The sequence below is a fragment of the Flavobacterium ginsenosidimutans genome (genome assembly GCF_037478105.1).
Taxonomy (GTDB): domain Bacteria; phylum Bacteroidota; class Bacteroidia; order Flavobacteriales; family Flavobacteriaceae; genus Flavobacterium; species Flavobacterium ginsenosidimutans.
Map to the genome: position 1 here is coordinate 383,952 of NZ_CP147988.1, position 25,781 is coordinate 409,732.

36 protein-coding genes are annotated in these 25,781 nt (G+C 34.6%); 3 read left to right on the plus strand and 33 right to left on the minus strand.

The genetic code is table 11. The features are described from left to right. Positions 1–22: 22 nt before the first annotated feature. From carA to rpsL, 33 genes are all read right to left on the minus strand, one after another. Positions 23–1,132, minus strand: a complete 1,110-nt coding sequence (carA, locus tag V6624_RS01835; RefSeq protein ID WP_111285052.1) for a glutamine-hydrolyzing carbamoyl-phosphate synthase small subunit — start codon at positions 1,130–1,132, stop codon at positions 23–25. 243 nt (positions 1,133–1,375) lie between these two features. After that, positions 1,376–1,867, minus strand: coding sequence for a 50S ribosomal protein L17 (rplQ, locus tag V6624_RS01840; protein WP_095931493.1), 492 nt, complete (start codon positions 1,865–1,867; stop codon positions 1,376–1,378). A 62-nt stretch (positions 1,868–1,929) separates the two neighbouring features. Further along, positions 1,930–2,922 carry a DNA-directed RNA polymerase subunit alpha gene (locus V6624_RS01845; RefSeq protein ID WP_008464329.1) on the minus strand — a complete coding sequence of 331 codons (993 nt, stop codon included), beginning with the start codon at positions 2,920–2,922 and terminating at the stop codon, positions 1,930–1,932. A gap of 21 nt (positions 2,923–2,943) precedes the next feature. After that, complete coding sequence (gene rpsD, locus V6624_RS01850; RefSeq protein WP_008464326.1) at positions 2,944–3,549, minus strand: 30S ribosomal protein S4; 606 nt, start codon at positions 3,547–3,549, stop codon at positions 2,944–2,946. 92 nt (positions 3,550–3,641) lie between these two features. Further along, a complete protein-coding gene (gene rpsK, locus V6624_RS01855) occupies positions 3,642–4,025 on the minus strand; it encodes a 30S ribosomal protein S11 (protein WP_026727866.1) in 384 nt (127 codons plus the stop codon). An 8-nt stretch (positions 4,026–4,033) separates the two neighbouring features. Continuing rightward, positions 4,034–4,408: a 30S ribosomal protein S13 gene (rpsM, locus tag V6624_RS01860; protein ID WP_008464322.1), complete on the minus strand. Its 375-nt coding sequence runs from the start codon at positions 4,406–4,408 to the stop codon at positions 4,034–4,036. Positions 4,409–4,410: 2 nt separating this feature from the next. After that, positions 4,411–4,527 carry a type B 50S ribosomal protein L36 gene (ykgO, locus tag V6624_RS01865; protein WP_002987490.1) on the minus strand — a complete coding sequence of 39 codons (117 nt, stop codon included), beginning with the start codon at positions 4,525–4,527 and terminating at the stop codon, positions 4,411–4,413. A gap of 12 nt (positions 4,528–4,539) precedes the next feature. Then, on the minus strand, positions 4,540–4,755 hold the full coding sequence (gene infA / locus V6624_RS01870) for a translation initiation factor IF-1 (RefSeq protein WP_007136545.1): 216 nt from the start codon (positions 4,753–4,755) through the stop codon (positions 4,540–4,542). Between the two features lie 7 nt (positions 4,756–4,762). Further along, entirely contained in the window at positions 4,763–6,109 is a 1,347-nt protein-coding gene (secY, locus tag V6624_RS01875; protein ID WP_007803669.1) for a preprotein translocase subunit SecY, read from the minus strand. A 13-nt stretch (positions 6,110–6,122) separates the two neighbouring features. After that, positions 6,123–6,575 (minus strand): 50S ribosomal protein L15, encoded by a 453-nt coding sequence (gene rplO / locus V6624_RS01880; RefSeq protein WP_095931496.1) that lies wholly within the window; start codon positions 6,573–6,575, stop codon positions 6,123–6,125. A gap of 11 nt (positions 6,576–6,586) precedes the next feature. Beyond that, positions 6,587–6,769 (minus strand): 50S ribosomal protein L30, encoded by a 183-nt coding sequence (gene rpmD, locus V6624_RS01885; protein ID WP_008464315.1) that lies wholly within the window; start codon positions 6,767–6,769, stop codon positions 6,587–6,589. Positions 6,770–6,779: 10 nt separating this feature from the next. Continuing rightward, positions 6,780–7,304: a 30S ribosomal protein S5 gene (gene rpsE / locus V6624_RS01890; RefSeq protein WP_085949269.1), complete on the minus strand. Its 525-nt coding sequence runs from the start codon at positions 7,302–7,304 to the stop codon at positions 6,780–6,782. A 3-nt stretch (positions 7,305–7,307) separates the two neighbouring features. Beyond that, a complete protein-coding gene (gene rplR / locus V6624_RS01895; RefSeq protein WP_111285051.1) occupies positions 7,308–7,658 on the minus strand; it encodes a 50S ribosomal protein L18 in 351 nt (116 codons plus the stop codon). An 11-nt stretch (positions 7,659–7,669) separates the two neighbouring features. Further along, positions 7,670–8,212 (minus strand): 50S ribosomal protein L6, encoded by a 543-nt coding sequence (gene rplF / locus V6624_RS01900; protein WP_111285050.1) that lies wholly within the window; start codon positions 8,210–8,212, stop codon positions 7,670–7,672. Positions 8,213–8,230: 18 nt separating this feature from the next. Beyond that, a complete protein-coding gene (gene rpsH / locus V6624_RS01905) occupies positions 8,231–8,629 on the minus strand; it encodes a 30S ribosomal protein S8 (protein ID WP_008464306.1) in 399 nt (132 codons plus the stop codon). 104 nt (positions 8,630–8,733) lie between these two features. Next, the gene (rpsN, locus tag V6624_RS01910) at positions 8,734–9,003 is read right to left on the minus strand and encodes a 30S ribosomal protein S14 (RefSeq protein ID WP_031456037.1); all 270 of its coding nucleotides are present in this window, start codon (positions 9,001–9,003) and stop codon (positions 8,734–8,736) included. A gap of 3 nt (positions 9,004–9,006) precedes the next feature. Continuing rightward, positions 9,007–9,558, minus strand: a complete 552-nt coding sequence (gene rplE, locus V6624_RS01915) for a 50S ribosomal protein L5 (RefSeq protein ID WP_111285049.1) — start codon at positions 9,556–9,558, stop codon at positions 9,007–9,009. Between the two features lie 2 nt (positions 9,559–9,560). Further along, positions 9,561–9,875: a 50S ribosomal protein L24 gene (gene rplX, locus V6624_RS01920; RefSeq protein ID WP_007803650.1), complete on the minus strand. Its 315-nt coding sequence runs from the start codon at positions 9,873–9,875 to the stop codon at positions 9,561–9,563. Positions 9,876–9,886: 11 nt separating this feature from the next. Then, the gene (gene rplN / locus V6624_RS01925) at positions 9,887–10,255 is read right to left on the minus strand and encodes a 50S ribosomal protein L14 (RefSeq protein ID WP_007803649.1); all 369 of its coding nucleotides are present in this window, start codon (positions 10,253–10,255) and stop codon (positions 9,887–9,889) included. A gap of 2 nt (positions 10,256–10,257) precedes the next feature. Beyond that, a complete protein-coding gene (gene rpsQ, locus V6624_RS01930; protein WP_007803646.1) occupies positions 10,258–10,518 on the minus strand; it encodes a 30S ribosomal protein S17 in 261 nt (86 codons plus the stop codon). A gap of 17 nt (positions 10,519–10,535) precedes the next feature. Further along, positions 10,536–10,727, minus strand: coding sequence for a 50S ribosomal protein L29 (rpmC, locus tag V6624_RS01935; protein WP_008464297.1), 192 nt, complete (start codon positions 10,725–10,727; stop codon positions 10,536–10,538). Between the two features lie 13 nt (positions 10,728–10,740). After that, complete coding sequence (rplP, locus tag V6624_RS01940) at positions 10,741–11,166, minus strand: 50S ribosomal protein L16 (protein WP_008464295.1); 426 nt, start codon at positions 11,164–11,166, stop codon at positions 10,741–10,743. A 19-nt stretch (positions 11,167–11,185) separates the two neighbouring features. Further along, the gene (gene rpsC / locus V6624_RS01945; RefSeq protein ID WP_008464292.1) at positions 11,186–11,944 is read right to left on the minus strand and encodes a 30S ribosomal protein S3; all 759 of its coding nucleotides are present in this window, start codon (positions 11,942–11,944) and stop codon (positions 11,186–11,188) included. Between the two features lie 5 nt (positions 11,945–11,949). Beyond that, complete coding sequence (rplV, locus tag V6624_RS01950; protein ID WP_007803631.1) at positions 11,950–12,363, minus strand: 50S ribosomal protein L22; 414 nt, start codon at positions 12,361–12,363, stop codon at positions 11,950–11,952. A gap of 6 nt (positions 12,364–12,369) precedes the next feature. Continuing rightward, positions 12,370–12,648: a 30S ribosomal protein S19 gene (rpsS, locus tag V6624_RS01955; RefSeq protein WP_008464288.1), complete on the minus strand. Its 279-nt coding sequence runs from the start codon at positions 12,646–12,648 to the stop codon at positions 12,370–12,372. 6 nt (positions 12,649–12,654) lie between these two features. Then, entirely contained in the window at positions 12,655–13,479 is an 825-nt protein-coding gene (gene rplB, locus V6624_RS01960) for a 50S ribosomal protein L2 (RefSeq protein ID WP_110347732.1), read from the minus strand. 9 nt (positions 13,480–13,488) lie between these two features. Further along, positions 13,489–13,779 (minus strand): 50S ribosomal protein L23, encoded by a 291-nt coding sequence (rplW, locus tag V6624_RS01965; RefSeq protein WP_008464286.1) that lies wholly within the window; start codon positions 13,777–13,779, stop codon positions 13,489–13,491. 7 nt (positions 13,780–13,786) lie between these two features. After that, the gene (gene rplD, locus V6624_RS01970) at positions 13,787–14,416 is read right to left on the minus strand and encodes a 50S ribosomal protein L4 (RefSeq protein WP_111285048.1); all 630 of its coding nucleotides are present in this window, start codon (positions 14,414–14,416) and stop codon (positions 13,787–13,789) included. Further along, positions 14,416–15,033 carry a 50S ribosomal protein L3 gene (rplC, locus tag V6624_RS01975; RefSeq protein ID WP_111285047.1) on the minus strand — a complete coding sequence of 206 codons (618 nt, stop codon included), beginning with the start codon at positions 15,031–15,033 and terminating at the stop codon, positions 14,416–14,418. Before rplC ends, rplD begins: the two co-directional genes overlap by 1 nt. A gap of 405 nt (positions 15,034–15,438) precedes the next feature. Then, positions 15,439–15,744 carry a 30S ribosomal protein S10 gene (gene rpsJ / locus V6624_RS01980; protein ID WP_007803605.1) on the minus strand — a complete coding sequence of 102 codons (306 nt, stop codon included), beginning with the start codon at positions 15,742–15,744 and terminating at the stop codon, positions 15,439–15,441. 10 nt (positions 15,745–15,754) lie between these two features. Continuing rightward, positions 15,755–17,911, minus strand: a complete 2,157-nt coding sequence (gene fusA / locus V6624_RS01985) for an elongation factor G (protein WP_111285046.1) — start codon at positions 17,909–17,911, stop codon at positions 15,755–15,757. A gap of 11 nt (positions 17,912–17,922) precedes the next feature. Continuing rightward, on the minus strand, positions 17,923–18,399 hold the full coding sequence (rpsG, locus tag V6624_RS01990) for a 30S ribosomal protein S7 (protein WP_026727879.1): 477 nt from the start codon (positions 18,397–18,399) through the stop codon (positions 17,923–17,925). A gap of 24 nt (positions 18,400–18,423) precedes the next feature. Further along, on the minus strand, positions 18,424–18,807 hold the full coding sequence (gene rpsL, locus V6624_RS01995) for a 30S ribosomal protein S12 (RefSeq protein ID WP_007136570.1): 384 nt from the start codon (positions 18,805–18,807) through the stop codon (positions 18,424–18,426). A gap of 563 nt (positions 18,808–19,370) precedes the next feature. On the opposite strand from rpsL, the gene V6624_RS02000 reads away from it, so the two are divergent. From V6624_RS02000 to V6624_RS02010, 3 genes are all read left to right on the plus strand, one after another. Next, positions 19,371–20,690, plus strand: a complete 1,320-nt coding sequence (locus V6624_RS02000; RefSeq protein ID WP_239455605.1) for a hypothetical protein — start codon at positions 19,371–19,373, stop codon at positions 20,688–20,690. An 88-nt stretch (positions 20,691–20,778) separates the two neighbouring features. After that, positions 20,779–24,057, plus strand: a complete 3,279-nt coding sequence (locus tag V6624_RS02005; RefSeq protein WP_338840700.1) for a SusC/RagA family TonB-linked outer membrane protein — start codon at positions 20,779–20,781, stop codon at positions 24,055–24,057. 12 nt (positions 24,058–24,069) lie between these two features. Beyond that, entirely contained in the window at positions 24,070–25,530 is a 1,461-nt protein-coding gene (locus tag V6624_RS02010) for a SusD/RagB family nutrient-binding outer membrane lipoprotein (protein ID WP_338840701.1), read from the plus strand. The last annotated feature ends 251 nt before the right edge of the window (positions 25,531–25,781 follow it).

The window sequence follows — 25,781 nt, forward strand, 5'->3', positions numbered from 1 at the left end:
TTTATTTATTAACTACATCGTTTTAGACCTTACTACTTTTAATGTTCTCAACAAATTGATCAAACAAATATGACGAATCGTGTGGTCCTGGACTAGCTTCTGGGTGATATTGAACAGAAAAACAATTCTTATTCTTCATTCGCATCCCCGCAACTGTATCATCATTTAAATGTATATGAGTCAGCTCTAATTCTGGATGACCTTCTAAAGCTTCTCTTTTTACAGCGAATCCATGATTTTGAGAAGTAATCTCTCCTTTACCTGTAAGAAGATTTTTTACTGGATGATTAATCCCTCGGTGTCCTCCAAACATTTTATAAGTCTGAACTCCATTTGCTAATGCAATAATCTGATGACCTAAACAGATCCCAAACAAAGGTTTATCATCTGCAATAATGCTCTTAGCAACCTCTATTACTCCATGAAGCGGATCTGGATCACCAGGCCCATTAGATAAGAAATATCCATCTGGATTAAATGCACTTAACTCCTCATAACTTGTATCGTATGGAAAAACCTTAATATAACAATCTCTTTTTGCAAAGTTTCTCAAGATATTCTTTTTAATTCCAAGATCCAGTGCCGAAATTTTGAATGTCGCATTTTCATCTCCAATAAAATAAGGTTCTTTTGTAGACACTTTTGACGCTAACTCAAGACCTTCCATATTTGGCACATTTGCCAATTCTTTTTTCAAGTCTTCAATTGAAGTTCCATCTGTACAGATAACAGCGTTCATTGCACCATTATCACGAATATAACTAACCAGAGCTCTAGTATCTACATCAGAGATACAGATTAAATTTTGTTTTGCAAAATAATCTTCTAAGCTACCTGAAGCACCTTCTCTAGAATAGTTAAAGCTAAAATTTTTACAAACTAAACCAGCAATTTTCACGCTGTCTGATTCAACTTCTAAATCATTTATACCATAATTCCCGATGTGCGGATTAGTAGTAACCATAATTTGCCCAAAATACGAAGGATCTGTAAAAATCTCCTGATATCCGGTCATTCCAGTATTAAAACAAACTTCACCAAAAGTTTTACCGCTAATACCGATAGACTTTCCATGAAAAATAGTTCCATCACTTAGTAATAAAATGGCGCTTTGTCGTGTTGTGTATTTCATTCTTTAATTTGTATTGTTTTTTTTAATTGTGTATGAAACTAAAAAGCTTCATTTATAATTAGATATTTTGCAAATTTACTTCTTTAAAAGAGCGCTTCCAAGATTTTTTAAAACTTTCATTCGTAAAAATAAAACCTAACATTTTAAATAAGTTACATTTTTATGATTTCAAAAAAATCAAAAAAAAAGGATAAACTAAAAATTAGTTTATCCTTTAATATTATAGAATGATTACTCTCATAATTATTCAGAAGCTTCAGTAGTCGTTTCTGTTTCAGCAGCAGGAGCTTCTGGAGCAGCAGTTTCAGCTTTTTTAGCTTTACCACCACGACGGCTTTTCGCTTTTTTAACTTCTTTTTTACCTCCGTTGTAAAGTTCATTGAAGTCAACAAGTTCGATCATCGCCATATCAGCGTTATCTCCCAAACGATTTCCAACTTTAATGATACGAGTGTATCCTCCTGGACGGTCTCCAACTTTAGCAGCTACATCTCTGAACAAATCAGTTACCGCATATTTACTGCGCAAGTAAGCAAAAACAATACGACGATTGTGAGTCGTATCTTCTTTTGATTTTGTGATTAAAGGCTCAACAAATTGTTTAAGCGCTTTAGCTTTAGCAACAGTAGTATTAATACGTTTGTGCTCAATAAGAGAACAAGCCATATTAGCTAACATAGCCTTTCTATGTCCAGTCTGTCTGCTTAAGTGGTTGAATTTTTTTCCGTGTCTCATGACGTGTTTTTTTTATCTTCATCTTGCTACAATCCACTATGGAGAGCAAAATATGAAGTAAATTATTCTTTATCTAATTTGTATTTAGCTAAATCCATTCCGAAAGTTAAATTCTTCACTGCAACAAGTTCATCAAGTTCAGTTAAAGATTTTTTACCGAAATTACGGAATTTCATTAGGTCATTTTTATTGAACGATACTAAATCACCAAGTGTATCAACTTCAGCCGCTTTCAAGCAATTTAATGCTCTCACAGATAAATCCATATCAACAAGCTTAGTTTTAAGCAATTGTCTCATATGCAATGACTCTTCATCATACGATTCTGTTTGTGCAATTTCGTCAGCCTCAAGTGTAATTCTTTCATCAGAAAACAACATGAAATGGTGAATTAAAACTTTAGCAGCTTCAGTAAGAGCGTCTTTTGGATTAATAGATCCATCAGTTTTGATTTCAAAAACTAATTTTTCGTAATCTGTTTTTTGCTCTACACGGAAATTTTCGATTGCATATTTTACATTTTTTACCGGAGTAAAAATAGAATCTGTAAAAATCGTTCCAATTGCAGCATTCTGTTTTTTGTTTTCCTCAGCAGGCACGTATCCTCTACCTTTTTCGATAGTTAAATCGAAATTCAATTTGATTTTTGAATCTAAATTACAAATAACTAAGTCTGGATTCAGAACCTGGAAACCTGAAATAAATTTTTGAAAATCACCTGCTGTTAATTGATCTTTACCAGAAACAGAAATAGTAACTGATTCATTATCGATATCTTCAATTTGACGTTTGAAACGTACTTGTTTTAGATTAAGGATAATTTCGGTAACATCTTCAACAACACCTGAAATAGTAGAAAACTCATGATCTACACCTTCGATACGAACAGATGTAATTGCATAACCTTCTAATGCTGAAAGCAAAACTCTTCTAAGTGCATTACCAACTGTCAATCCATAACCAGGTTCTAAAGGTCTAAATTCGAATTTACCTTCAAAATCGGTTGAATCGATCATGATAACTTTATCGGGCTTTTGAAAATTAAATATTGCCATAAATTTCGACTAAGTCAATTATTATTTGTTGTACAACTCTACGATTAATTGTTCTTTAATGTTTTCTGGAATTTGAAGTCTCGCAGGTACAGAAACAAAAGTTCCTTCTTTAAGATCATTGTTCCAAGTAATCCATTCATAAACATGACTTGAATTTGATAAAGAACGTTCGATAGCTTCTAGAGATTTAGATTTTTCACGAACTGCAACTTTATCACCAGGCTTAAGGTGGTAAGAAGGAATATTAACAACCTCTCCATTTACAGTAATGTGTCTGTGAGAAACGATTTGACGCGCACCTCTTCTAGATGGAGCAATTCCCATTCTAAAAACAACATTATCTAATCTTGCTTCGCATAATTGTAATAAAACTTCACCAGTTACTCCTTTAGTCGCTGATGCTTTTTCGAATAAATTTCTGAATTGTTTTTCTAAAATTCCATAAGAATATTTAGCTTTTTGCTTTTCCATTAACTGAACAGCGTACTCAGATTTTTTTCCTCTTTTTTTAGCCATCCCGTGTTGTCCAGGTGGGTAATTTCTTTTTTCGAAAGATTTATCATCTCCGAAGATTGCCTCGCCAAATTTACGAGCGATTTTGGTTTTAGGACCAGTATATCTTGCCATTTTAAAAAAAAATTTAAGGTAGAAATTATGAATTCAGGTCTAATCCTTCGATAATCTATGTTCTACCTTGTTTATACTATAAAAATAAAAAATTAAACTCTACGTCTTTTTGGAGGACGACATCCGTTGTGCGGCATTGGAGTAACATCGATAATCTCAGTAACTTCAATTCCACCGTTATGAATAGAACGGATAGCAGACTCACGTCCGTTACCTGGTCCTTTTACATAAACTTTCACTTTTTTAAGTCCTGCCTCAAGTGCTACTTTAGCGCAATCTTCTGCTGCCATTTGAGCTGCATAAGGAGTGTTCTTTTTAGAACCTCTGAAACCCATTTTACCAGCTGAAGACCAAGAGATAACTTCACCTTTCTTATTAGTCAAAGAAATAATAATGTTATTAAAAGTGGCAGAAATATGAGCCTCACCCGTTGATTCAACGATAACTTTACGTTTTTTTGCAGTTGCTTTAGCCATATTACTTATTATTTAGTTGCTTTTTTCTTGTTAGCAACAGTTTTTCTTTTACCTTTTCTTGTTCTTGAGTTGTTTTTAGTTCTTTGCCCTCTTAATGGAAGACCAGATCTATGACGAATACCTCTGTAACATCCAATATCCATTAAACGTTTAATGTTCAAAGAAATTTCAGAACGTAATTCTCCTTCAATTTTGTAAAATGAAACAGCTTCACGAATTGCTCCGATTTCGTCATCATTCCAATCTTGAACTTTTTTATCTTGGCTAACTTGAGCTTTTTCTAAAATCTCAATAGCTCTACTTTTTCCTAATCCAAAGATGTAGGTAAGTGCGATAACACCTCTTTTGTTTTTTGGGATATCTACCCCTGCTATTCTTGCCATAATTATCCTTGTCTTTGTTTAAATCTAGGATTCTTTTTGTTTATTACGTACAGTCTCCCTTTTCTACGCACGATAATGCACTCGGCACTTCTCTTTTTTACTGATGCTCTAACTTTCATAGTGAATATCCTTTAATATCGATAAGTAATTCTTGCTTTTGACAAATCATAAGGACTCATTTCTAGTTTCACCTTATCACCAGGTAGTAATTTGATGTAATGCATTCGCATTTTACCAGAAATATGAGCAATTACAATATGTCCATTTTCTAACTCCACACGGAACATAGCATTTGATAATGCTTCAATTATTGATCCGTCTTGTTCTATTGCTGATTGTTTTGCCATAAATATATTAAGCTACCGCTTTTCTATTTTTACCAGTCTTCATTAAACCATCATAATGTTTATTTAACAAGTATGAATTGATCTGTTGAATAGTATCTATTGCAACACCAACCATAATTATTAATGAGGTACCTCCAAAAAACATTGCCCAAGATTGTTGTACATCCATAATACTTACAACAATAGCTGGGAACACAGCAATCAAAGCAAGGAATAAAGATCCTGGGAAAGTTATTAAAGACATCACTTTATCAAGGAAATCAGAAGTTTCAGCTCCTGGGCGTACACCTGGGATAAAACCACCGCTTCTTTTTAAATCATCAGCCATTTTGTTAGTAGGTACAGTGATTGCAGTATAAAAGAATGTAAATACAATAATTAAAGTTGCAAAAACAAAATTATACCAGAAACCAAACATATTACTAAATGCACCAACAATAGATTGTGATGTATCTGATTTAGACAATCCAGCTACAGCTGCAGGAATAAACATAATTGCCTGAGCAAAAATAATTGGCATAACTCCAGAAGCATTAAGCTTTAGAGGAATCCATTGTCTATTACCTCCTGCCAAATCTTGCTCGTAATCTCCTGTAGTTGTACGACGAGCATACTGCACAGGGATTCTACGTACTGCCATTGTAAGCAATACACAAGAAATGATAACTAATAACCACACAATAATTTCAATAACTAATAACATTGGACCTCCATTGTTATTGGTAACACGAGTTGTAAACTCTTGGATAAAAGCTTGTGGTAAACGAGCTAAAATACCAACCATAATTAACAATGAAATACCATTTCCAATACCTTTATCTGTAATTTTCTCACCCAGCCACATAGCAAAAATTGTACCAGTAACCAAAATGATAACAGACGAGAACAAAAATTCAGGAGAATTAAAGCCTAGCAAAAATGCATTACTAGGCAATGTTCTGTATAAATTATAGATATAAGTTGGACCTTGAACCAATGTGATAGCGATTGTCAACCAACGAGTGATTTGATTAATCTTTTTTCTACCACTTTCCCCATCATTTTGAAGTTTTTGTAAATATGGAATCGCAATCCCCATCAACTGAACAACAATAGACGCAGAAATATAAGGCATGATACCTAAGGCAAAAACTGAAGCCTTAGAGAAAGCACCCCCGGTGAACATGTCTAGAATAGATCCTAGACCATTTTTAGTTTGTCCCGCTAAACCAGTCAATTGCGTTGCGTCAATTCCAGGAAGCGTAACGTGTGCTCCAAAACGATATACTAAAAGCAATCCTAATGTAATTAAGATTCTATTTTTTAGTTCTTCGATTTTCCAAACATTACTTATTGATTCAATAAATTTCTTCATCTTAATAGATAAGTTATATAGTTACAGCTTCTCCACCAGCAGCTTCAATAGCAGCTTTTGCAGTAGCAGTAAATTTGTGGGCAGTTACTTTTAATTTTGCTTTCAATTCTCCTCTACCTAAAATCTTAACGATTTCATTTTTAGTAGCTAGACGATTTGCTACAAACTCTGTCATAGAAACAGAATCAGTAATTGCACCGTTATCAACTAATAATTGAAGAGTATCTAAATTAACACCTTCGTATTCTTTACGATTGATGTTTTTGAAACCAAACTTAGGTACACGTCTTTGAAGTGGCATCTGCCCTCCCTCAAAACCAATCTTTTTAGAATAACCAGAACGAGATTTTGCTCCTTTGTGTCCACGTGCAGCGGTACCACCTTTTCCAGAACCTTCTCCTCTACCTAATCTTTTATTTTGATTGTGTGTAGACCCCTCAGCAGGTTGTAAGTTACTTAAATTCATAACAGTATTTGTTATTTAGCTTCTTCAACAGAAACTAAGTGTTTAACTTTGTTTATCATCCCAAGGATAGCAGGATTTGACTCATGCTCCACAACTTGTCCAATTTTACGTAGACCTAAAGCTTCCAATCCTCTTTTTTGAGAAAGAGGGCAGTTGATTTTGCTTCTTACTTGTTTTACTAATAATTTAGCCATAATTTCCTAATTAACCTTTAAAAACTTTCTCTAAAGAAACACCTCTTTGTTTTGCAACAGTATGAGCGCTTCTCATTTGCAATAAAGCATCAAAAGTTGCTTTTACTACGTTATGTGGATTTGATGATCCTTGAGATTTAGACAATACATCGTGAATACCTACTGATTCAAGAACTGAACGAACAGCTCCACCAGCAATAACTCCAGTACCATGAGACGCTGGAATTAAGAATACACGTGCACCACCAAATTTACCTTTTTGTTCGTGAGGAACAGATTGTCCGTTCAAAGGAATTCTAACTAAATTTTTCTTAGCATCTTCTACTGCTTTCGCAATTGCTTCAGAAACATCTTTAGATTTTCCTAATCCATGACCAACAACTCCATTTTCATCACCTACAACTACAATAGCAGAAAAACCGAAAGCTCTACCACCTTTTGTAACTTTAGTAACACGATTAACACTTACTAGACGATCTTTAAGTTCAAGACCACTAGGTTTTACCAATTCTACATTTTTGTATTTAGACATAATATATTAGAATTTAAGTCCAGCAGCTCTTGCGCCTTCCGCTAATGATTTAATACGACCGTGATATAAATATCCACCTCTATCAAAAGTGATGGTATCAATCCCAGCTTTTAACGCTTTCTCTGCAACTAATTTTCCAACAGCAGCAGCAATTTCAACGTTAGTACCTTTTCCTATTTCTTTTTCTCTAGAAGATGCAGCTAATATAGTAACTCCATTTACATCATCAATGATTTGAGCGTAAATTTCTTTATTACTTCTAAAAACAGAAAGTCTTGGTCTTGTAGCAGAACCACTAACCGATTTTCTAATTCTGAATTTAATTCTCTGTCTTCTTTCAGATTTTGTTAATGACATAATCTTATTTTTTAAGCTGATTTACCTGCTTTTCTTCTTAATACTTCACCCACAAATTTAACACCTTTACCTTTATATGGCTCTGGCTTACGGAAACCTCTGATTTTCGCAGCAACTTGACCTAAAAGTTGTTTATCAAATGATGTTAATTTTACGATAGGGTTCTTACCTTTTTCAGATATTGTTTCTAAAGATACTTCTGGAGCAATTTCTAAAACAATATTGTGAGAATATCCAAGAGCTAAATCTAATTTTTGACCTTGGTTTGAAGCTCTATAACCAACTCCAACTAATTCTAGTTCTTTTGTGAAACCTTCAGATACACCAACAACCATATTACTGATCAAAGATCTGAATAATCCGTGTTTTGCTCTATGGTCTTTATGATCAGATGATCTTTCTACTGAAACTTGATCACCTTCAACAGTTACAGTTACGTCCGAAAACTCCTGAACCAGTTGACCTTTTTTTCCTTTTACTGTAATAATACCGTCTTTAACTTCAACAGTTACACCAGCAGGGATTACAATTGGGCTTTTACCTATTCTTGACATCTTATCTAGTGTTTAAAATTAGTATACGTAACAAATTACTTCACCACCTACATTTAATTGCTTAGCTTGTTTTCCAGTCATCAAACCTTTTGATGTAGAAACAATAGCAATTCCTAATCCATTAAGGATTCTAGGTAATTTGGCAGCACCTGCGTACTTACGTAAACCAGGTTTACTAATTCTTTGGATATCTTTGATTACAGGCTCTTTAGTATCTTTATCATACTTCAAAGCAATTTTGATAGAACCTTGTACAGTGTTCTGTTCAAATTTGTAACTTAAGATATAACCTTGATCAAATAAGATCTTAGTTATTTCTTTTTTAAGATTAGAAGCTGGAATTTCAACAACTTTGTGGTTTGCAGCCACAGCGTTACGAACTCTAGTCAAATAATCTGCAATAGGATCTGTATACATATGTATTTGATTGCGATTATGGTTTTCGGGAGACACACGTCTCCCGAACCTTTAATCAATTAAAATTATTTTTTGGTTTGCAAAAGTAATAACTTATTGCGAGATTACCAAGATGCTTTTTTAACACCAGGAATTAATCCATTATTAGCCATTTCACGGAAAGTTACACGAGAAATACCAAATTGACGGATATAACCTCTTGGTCTACCTGTTAATTTACAACGGTTGTGTAAACGAACTGGTGAAGCATTTTTAGGTAATTTTTGTAAACCTTCATAGTCTCCAGCTTCTAATAAAGCTTTTCTCTTTTCAGCATACTTAGCTACCGTTTTCTCTCTTTTAACCTCACGGGCCTTCATTGATTCTTTAGCCATGTCTTAATTCTTTTTAAAAGGTAATCCTAATTCAGCCAATAATGACTTTGCTTCCTTGTCTGTTTTTGCAGTAGTAACAAATGTAATATCCATTCCTGAAATTTTGTTTACTTTATCAATATCAATTTCTGGGAAAATGATTTGCTCTAAAACTCCAAGATTGTAGTTACCTCTTCCGTCGAAACCAGTAGCTTTGATACCACTAAAATCTCTAACGCGTGGTAAAGATGAAGTAATAAGTCTATCTAAAAACTCATACATTCTTTCTCCACGTAAAGTTACTTTTGCTCCAATAGGCATCCCTTTTCTCAATTTGAAAGACGCAACGTCTTTCTTAGAAATTGTAGATACTGCTTTTTGTCCAGTGATCTTTGTTAACTCATCAACAGCATAGTCAATAAGTTTTTTATCAGATACAGCTGCACCAACTCCACGGCTCAAAACGATTTTTTCAAGTTTTGGAACTTGCATTACGTTTGTATATCCGAACTCTTCTTTAAGAGCAGAGATTACTCTACTCTTATATTCTTCTTTTAGTCTAGGTGTATATGCCATTACTATAGTACTTGATTAGATTTTTTTGAAAATCTTACTTTCTTATCTCCCTCTACTCTAATACCAACTCTAGTTGTCTCCTTAGTTTTAGGATCAATTAGAGAAATGTTAGAAATTTGAATAGAAGCTTCTTTCTTAACGATACCACCTTGAGGGTTTTTAGCACTTGGTTTTGTATGTTTTGAAACCATGTTTACACCTTCAACTATCGCTTTATTTTTCTCACGGTAAACACGCAAAACTTTACCTTCAGCACCTTTATGGTCTCCAGCAATAACTCTTACGATATCTCCTGATTTTATTTTTAGCTTTATCATCTTAAAACGAATTAAAGCACTTCTGGTGCTAATGATACAATTTTCATGAATTGTTTTTCACGAAGTTCTCTTGCTACCGGACCAAAAACACGTGTTCCTCTCATTTCCCCTGCAGCATTCAAAAGAACACATGCATTGTCATCGAAACGGATATAAGAACCATCAGCTCTTCTCACTTCTTTTTTGGTACGCACAACAACTGCAGTTGAAACAGCTCCTTTTTTAACGTTTCCGTTTGGAGTTGCATCTTTAATAGATACTACAATCTTGTCACCAACAGAGGCATACCTTCTTTTGGTACCTCCTAAAACACGGATAGTTAAAACTTCCTTAGCTCCCGTGTTATCTGCTACTTTTAGTCTTGATTCCTGTTGTACCATAATTATTTAGCTCTTTCTAAGATTTCAACTAATCTCCAACATTTTGTTTTACTTAAAGGACGCGTTTCGCTAATTCTTACAGTATCTCCAATGTTACAGTCGTTTGTTTCGTCGTGTGCAACATATTTCTTTGTTTTCAACACGAACTTACCGTATAATGGGTGTTTTACTTTTCTTACTTCAGCAATAACAATAGACTTATCCATTTTATTTGAAGTAACAACACCTATTCTTTCTTTTCTTAAATTTCTTTTTTCTTCCATCTTTCAGCAGAATACAATTATTGTAACTCTCTTTTAGTTAACTCTGTAGCTAATCTTGCAACTGTTCTTCTAACGCTTCTAATTTGAAGTGGGTTAGCAATTGGAGAGATAGCATGAGCCATTTTTAGGTCAGCATATACTTTCTTAGTTTGACTAAGCTTTTCTTGCAACTCCGCTGCAGAAAGATCTTTTATTTCTGATTGTTTCATAATAAATTATAAATTATGCTTCGAAATCTCTAGCAACGACGAATTTAGTTTTTACTGGAAGTTTCTGAGCTGCAAGACGCAATGCCTCTTTTGCAACTGATAACGGAACTCCTCCAACTTCAAACATAATTCTTCCTGGTTTAACAACAGCAGCCCAATACTCAACTGCTCCTTTACCTTTACCCATACGTACTTCAAGAGGCTTCTTAGTAATAGGTTTGTCTGGGAAAATTTTAATCCATAATTGTCCCTCTCTCTTCATGTAACGAGTTGCAGCAATACGCGCAGCTTCGATTTGACGAGAAGTTAAGAACATTCCATCTTCATGTACAGATTTAATACCAAACATTCCATTTGAAAGTTCATGCCCTCTTTGAGAGTTACCTTTCATTCTACCTTTTTGTACCTTACGGTATTTTGTTCTTTTAGGCTGTAACATTTTTCTTTAGTTTAAAAATTTACTTTCTTTTACGAGCGTCTGGTTTTCCACCTTTGTTAAAGTTAGATTTGCCTCTAGGAGCATCTCCACCTTTTCCACCACCTGTACCAGATTGTTTTTTATCCATTCCAGCAAGTGGAGAAAGTTCTCTCTTACCGTAAACTTCACCTTTCATGATCCACACTTTGATTCCCATTCTACCATAAGTAGTATGAGCTTCAGCAAGTGCATAATCAATGTCAGCTCTGAAAGTTGATAGAGGAATTCTACCTTCTTTGAAACCTTCCGAACGCGCCATCTCAGCACCATTCAAACGACCAGAAATCAAAACTTTGATACCTTCAGCGTTCATACGCATTGAAGCAGCAATAGCCATTTTGATTGCACGTCTGTAAGAAATACGGCTTTCGATTTGACGAGCGATGCTTGTCGCCACAAGATAAGCATCTAACTCAGGTCTTTTGATTTCAAAGATGTTGATTTGAACCTCCTTGTCAGTAACTTTCTTAAGTTCTTCTTTTAACTTGTCTACCTCTTGTCCACCTTTTCCGATAATGATACCAGGTCTAGCAGTAGTGATAGTAACGGTTACAAGTTTCAAAGTTCTCTCGATGATTACTTTTGATACACTAGCTTTTGATAAACGAGCATGGATATACTTTCTGATTTTGTGATCTTCGGCTAATTTATCACCGTAATCATTTCCACCATACCAGTTTGAGTCCCATCCTCTGATGATACCAAGTCTATTTCCAATTGGATTTGTCTTTTGTCCCATGCTGCTTAAGAATTGCTTTGTGTGTTATTGATAGCTCCAAGCACGATTGTTACGTGATTAGAACGTTTTCTTATTCTGTGTGCACGACCTTGTGGAGCTGGACGAAGTCTTTTTAACATCATTCCACCATCTACTCTGATCTCTTTAACAAATAATCCAGCTTCTTCTAAATTACCTTCACTATTTTTTTGCTCCCAGTTGTTGATTGCAGATAATAATAGTTTTTCTAATTTTCTTGAAGCTTCTTTAGAACTGAATCTTAAAATGTTAAGTGCTCTTTCTACCTTCTGACCTCTTACCAAGTCCGCTACTAAGCGCATTTTTCTAGGTGAAGTAGGGCAGTTATTCAATTTTGCGAAAGCAATAGACTTATTAGCCTCTTTTCTCGCATCTGCTGTTTCTCTTTTACGAACTCCCATTGCTTCTTATTTTTTACCTTTATTTTTTGCTCCAGCATGACCTCTAAAAGATCTAGTTGGTGAAAACTCTCCTAATTTGTGACCTACCATGTTTTCTGTTACGTAAACTGGTACAAATTGACGACCGTTATGAACTGCGATAGTTTGTCCAACGAAATCTGGAGTAATCATTGAAGCTCTAGACCAAGTCTTAACAACTGCATTTTTACCACTTTCTACGTTTTCTTGAACTTTCTTGTCTAATTTATAATGAACGAAAGGTCCTTTTTTTAATGAACGTGCCATATCTTATTATTTCTTTCTACGTTCTACGATATACTTGTTACTCGGGTTTTTCTTAGAACGAGTTCTGTAACCTTTAGCTGGTACTCCGTTTCTTGAACGTGGGTGCCCTCCTGAAGAACGTCCTTCACCACCTCCCATAGGGTGATCAACTGGGTTCATCGCTACTGGTCTAGTTCTAGGTCTTCTTCCTAACCATCTTGTTCTACCTGCTTTTCCAGATACAACTAATTGGTGGTCAGAATTAGAAACAGCTCCAATTGTAGCCGAACAAGTTAGCAAGATCAATCTTGTCTCCCCAGATGGCATTTTAATTGTTGCATATTTCCCGTCTCTTGCCATTAACTGAGCAAAAGTTCCAGCTGAACGAGCAATTACTGCTCCTTGTCCTGGACGTAACTCAATACAAGATATAACAGTTCCAAGAGGAATTCTGCTTAAAGGTAAAGTATTACCGATTTCAGGTTGAGATTCTGGACCAGAAACTAATTTCTGACCAACTTTCAATCCGTTTTGTGCGATAATATAAGTTTTCTCTCCATCAGCATAAGCTAATAAAGCGATAAACGCAGTACGATTTGGATCGTATTCGATTGATTTCACTGTAGCTGGAATTCCATCTTTAGTTCTTTTGAAATCAATAATACGATATCTCTGCTTGTGACCACCACCCGTATAACGCATGGTCATCTTTCCTTGACTATTTCTACCTCCAGAGTTTTTTATCGGCGCTATCAAAGAGCGTTCCGGCTTATCAGTTGTAATGGCGTCATAACCATTCACAACTCTAAATCGCTGACCTGGGGTAATAGGTTTTAATTTTCTTACTGACATTTTTCTATCTTAGATATTGTTGTAAAAATCAATTGTTTCTCCTTCTTGTACTTGAACAATTGCTTTTTTGTATGCATTTGTCTTTCCACTTATTAAACCACTTTTAGTGTATTTAGTAGATCTATCTGGTCTCACATTCATTGTATTAACAGAAACGATAGTCACTCCATAAGCAGCTTCAACAGCTTTCTTAATCTCAACTTTGTTTGCTTTTTTGTTAACAACGAATCCGAAGCGGTTTAGAACTTCACTTTCTTTGGTTACTTTTTCCGTTACTATAGGTCTAATTATGATGCTCATATTCCTATTATTTACTTAAATTTTCTTCAATTAACTCTAAAGAACCTTCTAAAAGCACTAAATTATTAGCGTTTAATATTGCGTAAGTGCTTAATTCTGAGCTAGTTACGACATTTGAAGCCTTCAAATTGCGTGACGACAAATATACATTTTTATTTGACTCACCCAACACGAATAGAGATTTTTTATTTTCTAACCCTAAAGCTTTCAAAACGTTAATGAAATTTTTAGTGTTTGGTACTTCAAAATTAAAGTCTTCAAGAACTACAATGTTAGCCTCTTTTGCTTTAATTGAGAAAGCTGATTTTCTAGCCAATCTCTTTAAGCCTTTATTCAATTTGAATGAATAACTTCTTGGTCTTGGCCCAAAAACTGTTCCACCGCCTTTAAACAAAGGATTTTTAGCACTTCCCGCACGAGCTGTACCAGTTCCTTTTTGTTTTTTAATCTTACGCGTACTTCCAGCAACTTCAGCTCTTTCTTTAGCTTTATGAGTACCTTGTCTTTGATTAGCAAGATATTGCTTTACATCAAGGTATACTGCGTGATTATTTGGTTCAATTGCGAATACTGAATCAGAAAGTTGAACTTTTCTACCAGTATCTTTTCCGTTGAAATCTAATACTTTTACTTCCATTACTTCTGAATGATTACATAAGAGTTTTTATGTCCAGGAACACATCCTTTAATAACAAGTAGATTCTTTTCAGCAACTACTTTTAAAACTCTAAGGTTTTGAATTTTCACATTTTCTCCTCCCATTCTTCCAGCCATACGCATTCCTTTGAATACTCTAGATGGATAAGAAGAAGCTCCTACAGAACCTGGCGCTCTTAAACGGTTGTGCTGACCATGAGTAGCTTGTCCAACTCCACCAAAACCGTGACGTTTAACAACACCTTGGAAACCTTTACCTTTAGATACACCTTGTACATCTACAAATTCTCCTTCTTCAAAAATAGTAACATCAATTAGATCTCCTAATTTTTGTTCAGTTGCAAAATCTTGGAATTCAACGACTTTTTTCTTAGCAACAGTTCCAGCTTTCTTAAAGTGACCTAAAGCCGCTTTAGTAGAATGTTTCTCGTTTTTGTCATCGAAACCAAGTTGCAACGCTTCGTACCCGTCAACCTCGTTGGTTCTGACTTGGGTAACAACACATGGACCAGCTTCGATTACTGTACAAGGAATGTTTTTCCCGTTTTCGTCAAAAATACTAGTCATGCCGATTTTCTTACCAATTAACCCAGACATAAATATTAATTATTAATTACTAAAATTCCCTTCAATTTGAAAATAACAGAAATTTCCAAACAGGGAGTGCAAAAGTAGATATTAAAATTGAATATACCAAACAGTTGCGAAAATTAAATCGCTCATAATCAAAATCCAAGCATCAAAACACCGTCAAAACAAACTTTATTTACAACAAAATTTGATTCTGTTTTTTCAACCTTCAAACATTCCGGGCTTAACAATAAATTAATTAAATCACAACAAAAAAAAACTCGCATCCCTTTAAAACAAAGGCTTTTATAAAAAAATACAAATTTTAAAAAATCGCAAAAATTCAAATTCCGCAAACTAAAAGCAACTTTTAAAAACAAAAAAAGCGAGACAAATAATGTCTCGCTTTTTATATAAAAAAATATAAAAAAATTATACTTTAATCTCTACTTCAACTCCACTTGGCAATTCAAGTTTCATTAAAGCATCAATAGTTTTAGATGAAGATGAATAAATATCAATCAATCTCTTGTATGACATTACTTCAAATTGCTCTCTCGCTTTTTTGTTAACGTGCGGAGAACGCAATACAGTGAAAAGTTTTTTGTGAGTTGGCAACGGAATTGGACCTGTTACAACTGCTCCAGTAGTTTTTACTGTTTTCACGATCTTTTCAGCAGATTTATCTACTAACATATGATCGTAAGATTTTAGTTTTATTCTGATTTTTTGACTCATTTTCTTAAAATTAAGCGTTACCTTTTGCTTTTTTGATTACCTCTTCTGAAATATTAGAAGGTGTTTCTGCATAGTGAGAGAACTCCATTGTTGAAGTAGCTCTACCAGAAGATAATGTTCTTAATGTAGTTACATAACCAAACATTTCTGATAAAGGCACATCAGCTTTAATAGTTTTAGCACCATTTCTATCACCCATGTCATTAACTTGACCTCTACGACGGTTCAAGTCACCAACGATATCACCCATGTTTTCTTCAGGAGTAATAACTTCGATTTTCATGATTGGCTCAAGAATAACAGCTCCAGCAGCACGTCCTGACTCTTTATAACCCATTCTAGCAGCTAATTCAAAAGAAAGAGCATCAGAATCCACAGGATGGAAAGACCCATCTAATAAAGTTACTTTCAAACTATCAACAGCATATCCAGCTAATGGACCTGTTTTCATAGCCTCACGGAAACCTTTTTCAACAGCAGGAATATACTCTTTAGGTACGTTACCACCTTTTACCTCATTTACGAACTGTAATCCAACTGGAACTTTACCATCAACTTCATCAGCAGGTTCGATTCTAAATACGATATCACCGAATTTACCACGACCTCCAGATTGTTTCTTGTAAGTTTCTCTATGTTGAGCAGATTTAGTAAACGCCTCTTTGTACTCTACTTGTGGCTCACCTTGATTAACCTCTACTTTAAACTCACGTTTCATACGATCAACTAAGATATCTAAGTGAAGCTCACCCATACCAGAAATAATAGTTTGACCTGAAGCCTCATCAGTTCTTACAGTAAATGTTGGATCCTCTTCAGCTAATTTAGCCAAAGCCATACCCATTTTATCAACGTCAGCTTTAGTTTTAGGCTCGATAGCAATACCGATTACAGGCTCTGGAAACTTCATAGACTCCAAGATAATTGGATTCTTTTCATCACAAAGCGTATCTCCAGTTTTAATATCTTTAAATCCTACAGCAGCTCCAATATCTCCAGCCTCAATAAATTCGATTGGATTTTGTTTGTTAGCGTGCATTTGGTAAATACGAGAAATTCTCTCTTTGTTACCAGAACGAGTATTTAAAACATAAGAACCAGCATCTAAACGTCCAGAGTAAGCACGGAAGAAAGCTAAACGACCTACGAATGGATCAGTAGCAATTTTAAATGCTAAAGCAGCAAACGGCTCTTTTACATCTGGGCGACGTAAGATTTTAGTTTGATCTTCTTCTAATAATTCAGCATCATCAGGGTGAATTCCTTCGATACCTTCTTTATCTAATGGAGATGGTAAATATTTACAAACAGCATCTAACATGAATTGAACTCCTTTGTTTTTGAAAGAAGAACCAGCAAGCATAGGAATGATTGCCATATCGATAGTAGCCGCTCTTAATGCATTGTTGATTTCTTCCTCTGTAATAGAGTTTTCATCTTCCATGTATTTATCTAAAAGATTCTCATCATAAGTTGCAATCTCTTCGATAAGGATAGAACGGTAGTGTTTTACATCATCAACCATATCAGCCGGGATATCAACGATATCAAAAGTAGCCCCTTGAGTTTCATCATGCCATACAATAGCTTGATTTTTCACCAAGTCAACAATACCTTTAAAATCTGCTTCATCACCAATAGGCAAAGTAATTGCAACCGCATTCGATTTCAACATATCTTTAACCTGTCCACATACAGCTAAAAAGTTAGCACCTTGACGGTCCATTTTGTTTACGAATCCCATACGAGGAACTCTATATTGATCAGCAAGTCTCCAGTTAGTTTCTGACTGTGGCTCAACACCATCAACAGCACTAAATAAGAAAACTAAACCATCAAGTACACGTAAAGAACGGTTTACCTCTACAGTAAAATCAACGTGTCCAGGAGTATCAATAATATTAAAGTGATAAGGTAATGATTCTGGAAGAGTCTTACCTTGCTCAGTTGGAAAATTCCAAGTACAAGTTGTAGCAGCAGAAGTAATTGTAATACCTCTTTCTTGCTCTTGCGCCATCCAGTCCATTGTTGCAGCACCATCGTGTACCTCACCAATTTTATGTGATTTTCCAGTGTAAAAAAGAATACGCTCAGTTGTTGTTGTTTTACCAGCATCAATGTGAGCAGCGATCCCGATATTTCTAGTATATTTTAAATCTCTAGCCATTTCTTTACGAATTAAAATCTAAAGTGAGAGAATGCCTTATTAGCTTCTGCCATTTTGTGAGTATCCATTCTTTTCTTAACCGCAGCACCTTCTTCTTTAGCCGCAGCTAAACATTCTGAAGCTAAACGCTGAGCCATAGATTTTTCATTTCTTCTTCTTGAATAAAGTATTAACCACTTCATTGCCATAGAAATTTTTCTGTCTGGACGAATTTGCATTGGGATTTGGAATGTAGCTCCACCAACTCTACGGCTACGTACTTCTACGTGAGGCATAACGTTTGTTAAAGCATCTTTCCAGATCTCTAATGAAGTTTTCTCATCATTTTGCTTTTTAGTTTCAATGATATCAATAGCATCATAAAATACTTTAAAAGCTGTAGATTTCTTACCATCCCACATTAAGTTATTCACAAAACGTGTTACTAATTGGTCATTAAACCTTGGATCCGGTAAAAGTGGTCTTTTCTTTGCCGCTCTTTTTCTCATGTCTTTTTCTTAAAAGTTTTTAAATTACTTTTTTGCTTCTTTTGGGCGTTTAGCACCGTACTTAGATCTTCTTTGCGTTCTTCCTGCAACACCTGACGTATCAAGAGCTCCACGAACGATATGATATCTAACACCTGGTAAATCTTTTACCCTTCCACCTCGCACTAATACTATCGAGTGCTCTTGTAGATTATGTCCTTCTCCTGGGATGTAAGCATTCACCTCATTACCATTTGTCAAACGTACACGCGCAACTTTACGCATTGCAGAGTTTGGTTTTTTTGGTGTAGTAGTGTAAACACGCGTACAAACCCCTCTTCTTTGAGGACAAGAATCTAAAGCAACCGATTTACTCTTCTTAGTGATCTGAGTTCTTCCTGTTCTTACTAATTGTTGAATTGTTGGCATAATTAATACTAAAAATTATTATGTTTATTAAATTCCCGCTTTTTACGGGGTTGCAAATGTATAAAATATTTTTCACTATACAAACGTTAAATCATTAATTTTCAACAACATTATTTATATCTATGATTTCACAAAGAAACATTAGATATTTGCTTTACATTTAACTAACAAAACAATTGCTTTTGAAACAATTACAATACATACTCATTTTACTTCTATCAACAAATTGTTTTGCGCAATCTTTTTATCTGAATATAAACGGAATTAACAAACAACAAAACTTAACAATCGACTCTATTCCTTACATCAGAAAACATGTTAACATAAAATCTCTCAACAATGAAATTTCTGAAACTTTAAACAAACTAACAAAACAAGGCTACATAGATTCCAAAACACTAGAAAACAAAAAGGTAAATGACAGCACTTATACAGTTTTAATAGACTTAAAAAACAAGATAAAAGAGCTACATATATATATAGGTACAAATAGTCTCTTGTATAATTCAAAAAAAACATCAAAAGACAGCATAATTATCCCCTATTCAGAACTTGAAAATTTTTTGAACCAAGAAATATCAGATAAAGAAAAAGCTGGTTTTGCTTTTTCAAAAATCAAACTGGAAAATATCAAAAAAAAGAATTCAATAATTTACGCTGACTTAAATTTTGATTCCGAAAAAAAAAGAACCCTCAACTCAATTATTGTAAATTACACCAACCCTTCTTTGAAAGATTATTTTCCTAAAGGAGCATTAAAGCAATTGAATAGAAAATATCTCAACAATACCTTCAACCAAGAAACCGTTAAAAAACTTTCTGACGATATTAATAGCTTTGAGTTTATTTCTCAAACCAAATATCCCGAAATCTTATTCACCAAAGACTCAACAAAAGTTTACACATATCTAGACAAAAGAAAAGCAAACACTTTTGACGGCTATATTGGATTTTCAAACGATGACAGCAAAAAAATACAACTTAACGGATATTTAGATATTTCCTTAATAAACACTCTTCATGCAGGCGAACAATTTTCACTATACTGGAAAAGTGACGGCAATAAACAAACAACATTCAACACAAGACTTGAAGTTCCTTATATTTTTAAAACCGCGCTAGGAATAAAAGCCCAACTAAATATTTTTAAACAAGACAGTACATTTCAAAACACAAAAACCGCAATAGATTTAGGCTATTATTTAAATTACAACTCTAAAATATACATTGGATACCAATCAACAGAATCAAGCGACATCCAGAATACCAACAGCACAACACTAAGTGATTTTAAAAACTCATACCTCACCTCTACCCTAGAATACAAAAAAATCAACAGCTCCAATTACCTGCTTCCAAGAAAATCATATGCAAATCTATTATTGGGTTATGGAAAAAGAACCACAAACAACACTGCCGAAACCGCAGTAGCAACCAATCAATTTTATGCTAACTTAAATTTTTCTTACAATTTCGAATTAAACAAAAAGAACTTTATCTATATCAACCCTCAAATCTTATATTTAAAAAGTGACAATTACATAACAAATGAACTTTTCAGATTTGGAGGATTAAATTCAATTCGAGGTTTCTCAGAAAATAGCTTACAAGGAAATATTGCAAATCTATTCATTACCGAATACAGATACCTGCTTAGTTCAAATTTATACATACACACCATACTTGACTATGGGATTTACCAAGATCAAACTTCAATAAAAAACAGCGAAAAATTCAACAGTTTAATCAGTGCTGGCATAGGTTTAGGACTACTAACAAAAAATGGTTTATTAAAGATAATTATAGCCAACGGAAGCACAAATCAAACCGAAATAAAATTTTATAACAGTATCCTCACAATCTGTTATAATGTTAAATTTTAATCTTTTATAAAAATCTGTTAACAAAATATTAGGAATTTTAGTAAGTAATTACGAATATTACATAACTAATTCAAAATATTTACCAAATATGAAACCAAAGTTTAACAGATTCTTAGTGCTTTTACTAGCACTAATCGCGCAACTAACCTTTGCGCAAGAAAGAACTGTTTCAGGTATTGTTACCGATGATGCAAATATGCCTTTACCAGGCGTAAGTGTATTAGTAAAAGGAACAAAAACTGGAACACAAACCGATTTTGATGGAAAATATTCTATCAAAGCAACACCAAGTCAAGTTTTAGTTTTTAGCTACATTGGAATGAAATCTCAAGAATTCCCAGCTAGCTCAACAAAAATTAATGCTAAACTATCAAGCGACGCACAACAACTAGAGGGAGTTGTAGTTACAGCTTTAGGATTATCCAGAGAGAAAAAATCTCTTGGTTATGCAACTCAAGAAGTTAAAGGAGAAAACCTTGCCGCAGTTAAAAGCGACAACTTTGTAAATGCGATATCAGGAAAAGTTTCTGGAGTACAAGTAAAAAGAACAACAAACTTTGGAGGTTCCACCAATATCGTAATTAGAGGAAATTCTTCTCTAACAGGAAACAACCAAGCTTTATTTGTTATTGATGGAGTTCCAGTAAGCAACAACAATTCAAACACAAGAGATCAGGAACAATCTGGAGCAGGTTATGACTACGGAAGCGCCGCATCAGACATTAACCCTGAAGACATCGAATCCATCAACGTCCTTAAAGGTTCTGCGGCAAGTGCACTTTATGGATCAAGAGCTGCTAATGGAGTTGTTGTTATAACAACAAAAAAAGGAAACAAAAAAGCAAAAGGTTTCTCTGTTACTGTTAATTCAGGTGTAACAATTGGTTCTATCGACAAAAGCACTTTCATAAAATATCAAAAACAGTATGGTGGTGGATATGGACCTTATTATGGCCCCGATGAAGATTCGTATTTAGATCATATTGATATAAACGGAGACGGAATTTTAGACAATGTAACTCCATTAACTGAAGATGCTTCGTATGGACAAGCTTTTGATCCAAATTTAATGGTTTATCAATGGGATGCATTTTACCCTGAATCTCCAAATTACATGAAAGCTACACCTTGGGTAGCCGCAAAAAATGGTCCAATTACTTTTTTTGAAAAACCAGTAGCACTTACCAACTCTATCTCAATAGATAAAGGCTTAGAAAATGGTTATTTAAGATTAGGAGCTAACAATCTTGATCAAACAGGTTTAATGCCAAACAGTAGTTTAAAGAGAAACACTTTCACATTGAATGCGTCTACCCTGATCAACGACAGATTAACTGTAGCTGGATATGGAAATTTCACAAAAACAAGTACAATTGGTAGAAACAGTACAGGATACAATGACAACATCGCTGGAAATTTTAGACAATGGTGGCAAACTAACGTTGACATACAAGGTCTAAAACAAGCTTATCAACTTACTGGACGAAATGTAACATGGAATCCTAACTCGTACACTAATCCAACTCCTATATTTTGGGACAACCCTTATTTTCAACGTTATGAAAATTACGAATCAGACAGCAGAAGCAGATTCATTGGAAATGTTTCTTTAAACTATAAAATCGCAAGTTGGCTAGATGCTTTCGGAAGAATGTCAGTAGACACCTATGATGAACTTCAAGAAGAACGAAGAGCCATCGGAAGTGTGCCAGTTGATTTTGGAATTGGAACTGGAGGTGGAGATGGTTCTCTTAACAGAAACCCAGCATCATCAGGTTACTCACGAAAAAACATAGGTTTCAGCGAATACAATTATGACTTCATGTTAAACTACAACACAGACATCACAGAAAAACTAAATTTAAAAGGTGTTGTCGGAGTTAACATTAGAAGAAGTTATTACAATTCAATATTCGCTGCAACAAACGGCGGACTTGCTATCCCAAAATTATACTCCCTACAAAATACTGTAAGTCCACTATTAGCACCTGTTGAAAGAGACGAAGCTATTGGTGTAGACGGTCTTTACGGAAGCGCTTCTTTTGGATATGAAGATTATTTATTCCTTGAGGGAACAATCAGAAGAGACCACTCTTCAACTCTTCCAGAAGCAAATAGTTCTTACTACTACCCTTCCGTTTCTACCAGTTTTGTATTTTCTAAATTCGTAAAAGCAGATTGGCTATCCTTTGGAAAAGTAAGACTTAACTATGCTGAAGTTGGAAACAGCCCTGGTTTCGACAGAGTCTTAGACACCTATGCAGTTAACACAGCATTCGGAGCCGCATCAGCATCAGTAAAAGACACTAAGAACAATCCAAACTTAAAACCAGAACGTACAAAAAGCTACGAAGCAGGTTTAGAACTTTCTTTCTTCAAGAAGAGATTAGGATTTGATTTCTCTTACTATAAATCTAATTCAATTGACCAAATAATCCCATTAAGACTTACTGCTTCTACAGGATATCTTTATGAATTAATTAATGCAGGAGAAATTGAAAACAAAGGGATTGAAATAAGTTTAAATGGTACTCCGGTAAAAAAAGATAGTTTTTCATGGGAAGTAAATTTAAACTTTGCCAGAAATCGCAACAAAGTATTAGACCTTTTAGATGGTATCGATAATCTACAATTAGGATCTTTTCAAGGAGGTGTAACAATAAACGCTGCTATCGGACAACCATACGGTGTAATATATGGCACAAAATACACATACTTAAACGGACAGCGAGTTGTTGACCCTACTAATGGTCAATATATAAAAACTTCAACATCAGACAATGCAATTGGAAATGCAAATCCAGATTACACAGGAGGTTTAAACAACAAATTCACTTACAAAAACTTCTCTTTTGAATTCTTAATAGATATGCAAAAAGGCGGGCAGATCTTCTCACTAGACCGTTATTATGGTTTAGCAACAGGTCTACCAGACGACACAGCATATTTAAATGAATTAGGAAACCCTATCAGAAATCCATTGACTTCTGGATCTGATAGTGGAGGATTTATAAATCCTGGAGTAAATCCTGATGGCTCAGTAAATACCACCAGAATTGAAGCAAGCCGATTTGGAGCTCAAGGTTACAGAAGAGGTTTGCCAGATGAAGCATTTGTGTATGATGCGAGCTATATCAAACTAAGACAAACAGCAATTACATATTCTTTACCAGAAAAAGTATTAAAAAACACATTCATGAATGGAATGACTTTTAGCGTTGTTGGAACAAATCTTTGGATTATACACAAAAACTTACCAGATGCAGATCCAGAATCAGGATTAGGAGCTGGTAACTTACAAGGCTACTCAACAGGATCTTTACCATCTACAAGAGACATCAGCTTCAACATTAAAATCCAATTTTAAAATCAAGAAATCATGAAAAAGATATTTATAATCATACTAACCGCAGTAACCTTTTCGTCCTGCTCTGATGATATAGAAAATTTAAATGTTAACGTAAAAGATCCATCAAATGTACCGGGAGAAGCTTTGTTTACAAGTGCCCAAAAAAGTTTGGTAGATCAAATGACAAACACAAATGTCAACAATAACATTATTAGATTAATTAATCAGTATTTTACAGAGACGGTTTACACAGACGAAAGTAATTACGACTTAGTTACAAGAACAATCCCAGAACAACACTGGCAATTCTTATATAAAGACGTGCTAAAGGATTTAGACCAAAGCGCCAAAAACATTACCAATACACCGCTTGGCCTAACAGAAAACCCTTTAGACAAACAAAACAAACTTGCTATCATAGAAGTTTTAAACGTTTACACCTATGCCATATTAGTTGAGACATTCGGAAATGTCCCATATTCTCAAGCTATAAACCTTAACTACAAAACACCAAAGTACGACGATGGCTTAACAATTTACAAAGATTTAATCACCCGATTAAACAACGCAATAGCCAAATTAGATACTGGTGGTAAAAGCTTTGGAGACAATGACAGGATCTATGGAGGAGATATACCAAAATGGATTAAGTTTGCAAACACTCTAAAATTAAGAATGGGTATAACCATTTCTGATATCCCTACCGAAAGCGCATTGGCACAAGCAACCGTGTCAAGTGCGGCTCCGTTTGTGTTCACATCAAATCTTGACAATGCAGATTTAAAGTATCTTACTGCTACACCAAACACCAATCCTTTATATGTAGATCTTGTTGCGAGCGGTCGTTCTGATTTTGTTCCAACTAGTACTATAATTGATATGATGAACAATTTGAGTGACCCGAGACGTCCAAAATACTTTGATGACAATATGGATGACCCATTGACGCCAGAAATCGAATATATTGGAGGGGAAAATGGTGCAAGTAATTCATTTGCACAAAAAACACATATCACACCAACAATTCAGGCTCCAGACTTTCCAGGAACAATCTTAGACTATGCAGAAGCTGAATTTCTATTGGCAGAAGCCGCTGAAAGATCTTTATACGGAACTCCTTCAGATGCAGAAGCACATTATAATGCCGCAATAACTGCTTCCATTTTAGATTGGGGAGGAACAGAAGCTGATGCTACAACTTACTTAGCAAATCCTGATGTTGCTTACACAACTGCTGAAGGGACATGGAAACAAAAAATAGGAACTCAAAGCTGGATCGCTTTTTACAATAATTCATTTGAAGGCTGGTCATTCTACAGAAGATTAGACTTTCCTGTTTTAGTTGCACCGCCAGATGCTGTATCCGGTTTTCCAATGCGCTATACTTACCCAATTATTGAGCAGTCATTAAACAAAGCAAGTTATACAGAAGCAAGTGCCGCAATTGGTGGCGACGCTGCAGAAACTAAATTGTTTTGGGATAAATTCTAACTTATAATATTACAATAAATAAAAAGCGGTTGCAAAACATCATGCAACCGCTTTTTTATTTAAAAAAAACTATTAACTATAATTTTACATTAAGCTTAATTTCATTAAAAAACATAAGAAAATCGCAAAACTGTAACCATTAAAACCATCAAAAAGAAAACATTATTTTTAATCTATTTAATAGACTAAAGTCTTTGTCTCTATTTTTGAAGAATCATCAAAACATAAAATTTTCACATATCTATTAACAC

Excerpts from the sequence above, each read along its gene's own strand:
- rpsN (WP_031456037.1), bottom strand. The coding sequence starts at position 9,003 with ATGGCTAAAGAATCAATGAAGGCCCGTGAGGTTAAAAGAGAGAAAACG.
- rplP (WP_008464295.1), bottom strand. The coding sequence starts at position 11,166 with ATGTTACAGCCTAAAAGAACAAAATACCGTAAGGTACAAAAAGGTAGA.
- rpsG (WP_026727879.1), bottom strand. The coding sequence starts at position 18,399 with ATGAGAAAAAGAGCGGCAAAGAAAAGACCACTTTTACCGGATCCAAGG.
- V6624_RS02005 (WP_338840700.1), top strand. The coding sequence starts at position 20,779 with ATGAAACCAAAGTTTAACAGATTCTTAGTGCTTTTACTAGCACTAATC.
- rpsM (WP_008464322.1), bottom strand. The coding sequence starts at position 4,408 with ATGGCAAGAATAGCAGGGGTAGATATCCCAAAAAACAAAAGAGGTGTT.
- rplD (WP_111285048.1), bottom strand. The coding sequence starts at position 14,416 with ATGGAAGTAAAAGTATTAGATTTCAACGGAAAAGATACTGGTAGAAAA.
- rplO (WP_095931496.1), bottom strand. The coding sequence starts at position 6,575 with ATGAATTTAAGTAACTTACAACCTGCTGAGGGGTCTACACACAATCAA.
- carA (WP_111285052.1), bottom strand. The coding sequence starts at position 1,132 with ATGAAATACACAACACGACAAAGCGCCATTTTATTACTAAGTGATGGA.
- secY (WP_007803669.1), bottom strand. The coding sequence starts at position 6,109 with ATGAAGAAATTTATTGAATCAATAAGTAATGTTTGGAAAATCGAAGAA.
- rplC (WP_111285047.1), bottom strand. The coding sequence starts at position 15,033 with ATGTCTGGGTTAATTGGTAAGAAAATCGGCATGACTAGTATTTTTGAC.
- infA (WP_007136545.1), bottom strand. The coding sequence starts at position 4,755 with ATGGCAAAACAATCAGCAATAGAACAAGACGGATCAATAATTGAAGCA.
- rplR (WP_111285051.1), bottom strand. The coding sequence starts at position 7,658 with ATGTCATTAACAAAATCTGAAAGAAGACAGAGAATTAAATTCAGAATT.
- rplB (WP_110347732.1), bottom strand. The coding sequence starts at position 13,479 with ATGTCAGTAAGAAAATTAAAACCTATTACCCCAGGTCAGCGATTTAGA.
- rpsD (WP_008464326.1), bottom strand. The coding sequence starts at position 3,549 with ATGGCAAGATATACTGGTCCTAAAACCAAAATCGCTCGTAAATTTGGC.
- rpsH (WP_008464306.1), bottom strand. The coding sequence starts at position 8,629 with ATGTATACAGATCCTATTGCAGATTATTTGACTAGAGTTCGTAACGCT.
- fusA (WP_111285046.1), bottom strand. The coding sequence starts at position 17,911 with ATGGCTAGAGATTTAAAATATACTAGAAATATCGGGATCGCTGCTCAC.
- rpsK (WP_026727866.1), bottom strand. The coding sequence starts at position 4,025 with ATGGCTAAAGCAACTGCAAAAAAACGTAAAGTTATCGTTGAATCAACG.
- ykgO (WP_002987490.1), bottom strand. The coding sequence starts at position 4,527 with ATGAAAGTTAGAGCATCAGTAAAAAAGAGAAGTGCCGAGTGCATTATC.
- rpsL (WP_007136570.1), bottom strand. The coding sequence starts at position 18,807 with ATGCCAACAATTCAACAATTAGTAAGAACAGGAAGAACTCAGATCACT.
- rplN (WP_007803649.1), bottom strand. The coding sequence starts at position 10,255 with ATGGTACAACAGGAATCAAGACTAAAAGTAGCAGATAACACGGGAGCT.
- rpsC (WP_008464292.1), bottom strand. The coding sequence starts at position 11,944 with ATGGGACAAAAGACAAATCCAATTGGAAATAGACTTGGTATCATCAGA.
- rplF (WP_111285050.1), bottom strand. The coding sequence starts at position 8,212 with ATGTCAAGAATAGGTAAAAGCCCAATTGTAATCCCTGCTGGTGTAACT.
- rplV (WP_007803631.1), bottom strand. The coding sequence starts at position 12,363 with ATGGGAGTTCGTAAAAGAGAAACAGCAGATGCGAGAAAAGAGGCTAAT.
- rpmC (WP_008464297.1), bottom strand. The coding sequence starts at position 10,727 with ATGAAACAATCAGAAATAAAAGATCTTTCTGCAGCGGAGTTGCAAGAA.
- rplX (WP_007803650.1), bottom strand. The coding sequence starts at position 9,875 with ATGATAAAGCTAAAAATAAAATCAGGAGATATCGTAAGAGTTATTGCT.
- rplQ (WP_095931493.1), bottom strand. The coding sequence starts at position 1,867 with ATGAGACACGGAAAAAAATTCAACCACTTAAGCAGACAGACTGGACAT.
- V6624_RS01845 (WP_008464329.1), bottom strand. The coding sequence starts at position 2,922 with ATGGCAATATTTAATTTTCAAAAGCCCGATAAAGTTATCATGATCGAT.
- V6624_RS02010 (WP_338840701.1), top strand. The coding sequence starts at position 24,070 with ATGAAAAAGATATTTATAATCATACTAACCGCAGTAACCTTTTCGTCC.
- rplW (WP_008464286.1), bottom strand. The coding sequence starts at position 13,779 with ATGAGCATCATAATTAGACCTATAGTAACGGAAAAAGTAACCAAAGAA.
- rplE (WP_111285049.1), bottom strand. The coding sequence starts at position 9,558 with ATGGCATATACACCTAGACTAAAAGAAGAATATAAGAGTAGAGTAATC.
- rpmD (WP_008464315.1), bottom strand. The coding sequence starts at position 6,769 with ATGGCTAAATTATTAGTAAAACAAGTAAGAAGCAAAATCAACTGCCCT.
- rpsQ (WP_007803646.1), bottom strand. The coding sequence starts at position 10,518 with ATGGAAGAAAAAAGAAATTTAAGAAAAGAAAGAATAGGTGTTGTTACT.
- rpsJ (WP_007803605.1), bottom strand. The coding sequence starts at position 15,744 with ATGAGTCAAAAAATCAGAATAAAACTAAAATCTTACGATCATATGTTA.
- rpsS (WP_008464288.1), bottom strand. The coding sequence starts at position 12,648 with ATGGCACGTTCATTAAAAAAAGGACCTTTCGTTCATTATAAATTAGAC.